Origin of the sequence: Pseudomonas sp. V98_8 (assembly GCF_029967975.1) — a bacterium.
In the GTDB taxonomy this organism is placed as follows: domain Bacteria; phylum Pseudomonadota; class Gammaproteobacteria; order Pseudomonadales; family Pseudomonadaceae; genus Aquipseudomonas; species Aquipseudomonas umsongensis.
On the sequence record NZ_JASCAE010000084.1, the window covers coordinates 164296 to 170405 of the forward strand.

3 protein-coding genes are annotated in these 6110 nt (G+C 60.5%); all 3 read left to right on the forward strand.

From position 1 onward, the window contains the following. Positions 1 to 26 precede the first annotated feature (26 nt). Entirely contained in the window at positions 27 to 623 is a 597-nt protein-coding gene (locus QLG10_RS26185; protein ID WP_110746810.1) for a Maf family protein, read from the forward strand. A gap of 48 nt (positions 624 to 671) precedes the next feature. Beyond that, on the forward strand, positions 672 to 2129 hold the full coding sequence (gene rng / locus QLG10_RS26190) for a ribonuclease G (RefSeq protein WP_110746812.1): 1458 nt from the start codon (positions 672 to 674) through the stop codon (positions 2127 to 2129). Between the two features lie 75 nt (positions 2130 to 2204). Beyond that, positions 2205 to 6008 (forward strand): YhdP family protein, encoded by a 3804-nt coding sequence (locus QLG10_RS26195; RefSeq protein ID WP_282488274.1) that lies wholly within the window; start codon positions 2205 to 2207, stop codon positions 6006 to 6008. Positions 6009 to 6110 lie beyond the last annotated feature (102 nt).

Here is a 6110-nt window from a genome sequence, read left to right on the forward strand (position 1 = left end):
CGGGCATTAGACAGGGAGAGGTCTTGATGAAACGGTTGTACCTCGCCTCTGGCTCACCGCGTCGGCGTGAACTGCTCACGCAGATCGGCGTGCCGTTCACCGCCATCAGCGCGGATATCGATGAAACCCCTTTGACCCATGAATCCCCGTCGGCCTATGTCGAGCGCCTGGCGCGTGGCAAGGCCGAGGCCGGACGCGGCGCAGTCGCGTCTGATGCATCCTGCTGCGTGCTCGGTGCAGATACCGCCGTGGTGCTTGATGGAAAAATTCTTGGCAAACCGGTTGATGAAGGCGACGCATGCGCCATGCTGAAGATGTTGTCGGGGCGCGAGCATCAGGTCCTGACCGCGATTGCGCTGCTCGATTTTGATCGTTGCGAGTCGTTGGTGGTCACCAGTCACGTACGTTTTCGTGAGATCAGCCCTGATGAGGCGGCGGCCTACTGGGCCAGCGGCGAACCTCGGGACAAGGCCGGTGGCTACGGCATTCAAGGGCTGGGCGCAGTGTTTGTCGCCGGGCTCACTGGGAGTTACTCGGCGGTGGTTGGACTGCCGTTGTGCGAAACCGCGCAACTGCTCGGCCATTTCGGCATACCCTGTTGGCAACCCAATAACGCACGCTAAGCGTCGTACCCGGCCATTATTGTGAACATGCCTGAACGAGACCCTGCCATGAGTGAAGAGATCCTGATCAACATCACGCCGATGGAATCGCGCGTGGCGGTGGTCGAAAACGGTGTCCTGCAAGAAGTTCATGTCGAGCGCACGCAAAAGCGCGGGATCGTCGGCAACATCTACAAAGGCAAGGTCGTGCGGGTATTGCCCGGCATGCAGGCGGCGTTCGTCGATATCGGCCTGGACCGCGCCGCGTTCATTCATGCATCCGAAATCTCCTTGCGTGAAGGTCCGGCCGTCGAGAGCATCAGCGCGTTGGTGCACGAAGGCCAGAGCCTGGTGGTGCAAGTCACCAAGGATCCCATCGGCTCCAAAGGTGCGCGCCTGACCACGCAGCTGTCGATTCCTTCACGTTACCTGGTGTACATGCCGCGCACCGCCCACGTCGGTATTTCGCTGAAAATCGAAGACGAAGCCGAGCGCGAGCGCCTCAAGCAAGTGGTCACCGATTGCGTGGCCAAGGAAGGCATCAAGGAAGCGGGCGGGTTCATCCTGCGCACGGCGGCCGAAGGTGCCGGTGCCGATGAAATCCTCATGGACATCCGCTACCTGCGCAGGTTATGGGACCAGATCAGCGAGCAGATCAAGACCATCAGCGCGCCGAGTGTGATCTACGAGGATCTCGGCTTGGCGCTGCGCACGCTGCGCGACCTGGTGAGCCCGAAGATCGAGAAGATTCGTATCGATTCCCGAGAAACTTTCCAGAAAACCACGCAGTTCGTTGCCGAATTGATGCCAGAAATCGCAGATCGTCTGGAACACTACCCGGGCGAGCGACCGATTTTCGACCTGTACGGTGTCGAAGATGAAATCCAGAAGGCCCTTGAGCGCAAAGTCCCGCTGAAGTCCGGCGGTTATCTGGTGGTCGACCCGGCGGAAGCCATGAGCACCATCGACGTCAACACCGGGGCGTTCGTCGGGCATCGCAATCTTGAAGAAACCATCTTCAAGACCAACCTCGAAGCGGCAACCGCCATTGCCCGACAATTGAGGCTGCGCAACCTGGGCGGGATCATCATCATCGACTTCATCGACATGGAGGATGAAGAACACCAGCGCCAGGTCCTGCGCACGCTCGAGAAGCAACTGGAGCGCGACCACGCCAAGACCAACATCATCGGCATCACCGAATTGGGCCTGGTGCAGATGACCCGCAAGCGCACCCGCGAAAGCCTCGAACAGGTGCTGTGCGAGCCGTGCACCAGTTGCCAGGGGCGTGGCAAGCTGAAAACCCCGGAAACCATTTGCTACGAAATCTTCCGCGAAATCCTGCGTGAGGCTCGCGCCTATCAGGCGGAAGGCTATCGTGTATTGGCGAACCAGCGAGTTGTCGATCGTCTGCTTGATGAGGAGTCGGGTAACGTCGCCGAACTTGAAGTATTTATCGGGCGCACCATTCGGTTCCAGGTCGAAACCATGTATTCCCAGGAACAATACGACGTCGTGCTGCTCTGAACTGCTTCGTCCTGAATTTTCCTGAATGGCTGGCCTCAGCTGTCTGCAGAACTTTTGCCATGGGAGCCACCTGACATGGAGCGTCTGACACGCATATTGGCCGCACTGACCCGCTGGGGTCTGGGCCTGTGCGCGTTGGTTTTGGTGGTGATGGCGTTGTACGTCAGCCTGGGCCGGGAACTGGCGCCGTTGGTGGCCGAGTACCGTGGCGAAGTCGAAACCAAGGCCAGCGAAGCCTTGGGCATGCCCCTGCAAATCGGCGAGCTGAAAGGCAACTGGAGTGGCTTCGCGCCCATTCTGTCGGCTCACGACGTGACCGTAGGCGAGGGTGCCAACGCCCTGCACCTGGAAAACGTGCGGGCTGTCCCGGACCTGTGGGAGAGTCTGCTGGCCCGCGAGGTGCGCATCGCCAATCTGGAGCTCAATGGCCTGAAGATCAGCCTCAAGCAAGGCGATGACGGTGCCTGGGCGCTGGAAGGCTTGCCGGTCAAGGACGATCAGCCTCTCGAGCCGGAGCAGTTACTCAATCGCATGCAAATGATCCAGCAACTGTCGGTGCTCGACAGCCAGGTCACGTTGCAGCCTTGGGGAGAATCGCCGCTGACCCTGACGTACGTCGGCGCGACGCTGAAAACCGGCGCATCCCGCCAACGACTCGATGCCCGCTTGACCCTGCCCGATGGCCAGCCATTGGCCTTGAGTGTGCGTACCCGTATTCGTGCCAGCCAGTGGCAGGACGGCGAGGCGCAAGTCTATGTGAGCTTGCCGCAAAGCGACTGGTCGAAATGGTTGCCCGAAACCCTGACCCAGCAGTGGAATTTCTCCGAACTCAAGGCAGGTGGCGAGCTGTGGGCAACCTGGGGCAAAGGCGCCTTGCAAAGCGGCGCCGTGCGGTTGAATGCGCCGCAATTCAAGGGGGCCTATGCCGAACGCAAGCCGATCCAGATCAACAATCTGGCGCTTAACGGTTATTTTCAGCGCAGCGCCGAGGGCATGCTGGTAACGGTTGACTCCCTGGCCATGAACCTTGGCGAGACCCGCTGGGAATCACGACTGCAATTGAAGCAGGCCACGTCCTCGGACAAGACGCAAAACATCTGGCATCTGCAGGCCGACCGTCTCGACCTGACACCACTCACGCCGGTGCTCAACGCCCTGGCGCCATTGCCGGAAGGGGTCGCCACGGTGGTCGAGCGGCTCAAGGTCACCGGTGGGTTGCGCAACGTGCTGATCGACGTGAAGCCCAATGCCACCGATGACAGCCGGTTCAGCTTCGCAGCCAACCTTGATCGTGTCGGTTTTGATGCGTATCACGGTGCCCCAGCGGCGCGAAATGTAACGGGCAGCATCAGCGGCGACCTTGGCCATGGCGAGTTGCGCATGGACAGCAAGGATTTCATGCTGCACCTGGACCCGATTTTCGCCAAGCCATGGCAATACATCCAGGCCAACGCGACCTTGACCTGGAAGCTCGACAAGGAAAGTTTCACGCTGATCGCGCCGTACCTGAAGGTACTGGGCGAGGAAGGCAAGATCGCTGGCGACTTCCTGATCCGCCTGTTTTTCGATGAGGCTCGGGAAGACTACATGGACCTGCGGGTGGGGCTGGTGGATGGCGACGGTCGCTACACCGCCAAATACCTGCCGACCGTCCTCAGCCCGGCGCTGGACGAATGGCTGCGCACGGCGATTCTCAAAGGTGCGGTGGATCAGGGATTCTTCCAGTACCAAGGTTCGTTGAACCACGGCGCGGAGGAAACGGCACGCAGCATCAGTCTGTTTTTCAAGGTCCACGATGCCGAGCTGGCGTTCCAGCCTGGCTGGCCGCATGTCAGCAAGGTCACGGGTGACGTATTCGTTGAAGACAGCGGCGTACGGATTCTGGCCAGCAAGGGGCAATTGCTCGACACCCAGGTCCGCGATATCTACGTCAACATTCCCCACGTGCCCGCCGGACAAAACAGTCACCTGTTTCTCGATGGCGCGTTCGCCGGTGGATTGGGTGATGGCCTGAAAATCCTCAAGGAAGCGCCAATAGGCACTGCCGAGACTTTCGCGGGTTGGGAAGGCGAGGGCGATCTGCAAGGCAAGCTGAAGCTGGATATTCCGCTGGCCAAGGGCGAACAGCCGAAAATCCAGGTTGACTTCAAGACGGCAAAGGCCCGTTTGAAACTGCCCGAGCCCCCCCTCGAGCTGACCCAGCTCAAGGGTGACTTCCGTTTCGACAGCACCAAAGGCTTGAGTGGGCAGAACATCAGTGCGCGCGCCTTCGATAAACCGGTCACTGCGCAAATTTTCGCCGACGGTCGTGAAGGCAAGCTCAACACCCGGGTCACCGCTTCCGGGCAGGTCGAAGTCAAGAAACTCAAGGACTGGCTGGGCGTGACCCAGCCGTTGCCAGTGAGTGGGGTTATCCCATACCAACTGCAACTGACCCTCGATGGTGCCGATAGCCAATTGATGGTCAATTCCAGTCTAAAGGGTGTGGCGGTCGATCTGCCGTCGCCCTTTGGCCTGGCGGCGGATGTCGGGCGCGACACTTCGTTTCGCATGACCCTGCAAGGAGCGGAGCGGCGCTATTGGGCAAATTACGGGGAGCTGGCGAGCTTCACGTTTGCTGCACCCACCGGCAATTTTGCCGGCGGCCGCGGTGAATTGTTCCTCGGCAATGGCACGGCCGCGCTGCCCGGGGCCAAGGGTTTGCGCATTCGTGGCGTGCTCTCGGAACTGGATGTCGGCCCCTGGCAGGATCTGGTGAGCAAGTATGCCGGCCAAGACCCCGGTGGCAACGCCAAGCAGTTGCTCAGCGGAGCGGACATCAAGGTCGGCAAGCTCAGCGCCTTCGGTACCACCCTGGATCAGGCAGTGGTGCAGCTGACGCGCAAACCGTCCTCGTGGGCCCTGCAACTCGACAGCCAGCAGGTCAAGGGCAGCGCCAGCATCCCTGATGCCAAGGCGGCGCCGATGGTGATCAACCTGCAAACGGTGCGCCTGCCCGCCCCGGACCCAAAGGTCCTGGCCGACGAAAACTCGCCGGACCCCCTGGCCTCGGTGGACCCGACCAAGATCCCGGCGCTGGATATCACCATCAATCAGTTGTATCAGGGTAACGACCTGGTGGGCGCCTGGTCGATGAAGGTGCGTCCGACGGCCAGGGGTATTGCGCTCAACTCGCTGGACATGGGCCTCAAGGGCATGTTGTTGCAAGGCAGCGGCGGATGGGAAGGTCCGCCTGGTGCCAGCACCAGTTGGTACAAGGGGCGGATCAGCGGCAAGAACCTGGCGGATGTCCTCAAGGGCTGGGGCTATGCGCCGAGCGTCACCAGCCAGGAATTTCACATGGATGTCGACGCCCGCTGGCCGGGCTCGCCAGCGTGGATGGGGACCAAACGTCTCTCTGGTACCCTCGATGCGTCGCTCAAGGAAGGCCAGTTTGTCGAGGTCGAAGGCAGTGCCCAGGCGTTGCGTGTATTTGGCCTGCTTAACTTCAACTCCATTGGTCGCCGCTTGCGCCTGGACTTCTCCGACCTGTTCGGCAAGGGCCTGAGCTATGACCGGGTCAAGGGCCTGCTGGTGGCGACCAACGGCGTGTACGTGACCCGGGAGCCAATCCGCCTGACCGGTCCATCAAGCACCATCGAGCTCGACGGCACCCTGAATATGGTGGCCGATCAGATCGATGCGAAACTGCTGGTGACCCTGCCAGTGACCAACAACCTGCCCATCGCCGCGCTGATCGTCGGCGCACCGGCGATCGGTGGGGCGCTGTTCCTGATCGACAAGTTGATCGGTGACCGTGTGGCGCGCTTCGCCAGTGTGAAGTACACCGTCAAGGGGCCGTGGAAAGAACCGAAAATCACCTTCGACAAGGCTTTTTGACGCCATCCTCCAAACCTATGGAGTAGCATGGCCTTAACTCCACTGTAGGAGCTGCCGCAGGCTGCGATCTTTTGATCTTGACCTTAAAAGCAACATCAAAAG

What these genes read in the sequence shown, in the direction of transcription:
- QLG10_RS26195 (WP_282488274.1), top strand. Translation starts at nt 2,205, where the DNA reads ATGGAGCGTCTGACACGCATATTGGCCGCACTGACCCGCTGGGGTCTG.
- QLG10_RS26185 (WP_110746810.1), top strand. Translation starts at nt 27, where the DNA reads ATGAAACGGTTGTACCTCGCCTCTGGCTCACCGCGTCGGCGTGAACTG.
- rng (WP_110746812.1), top strand. Translation starts at nt 672, where the DNA reads ATGAGTGAAGAGATCCTGATCAACATCACGCCGATGGAATCGCGCGTG.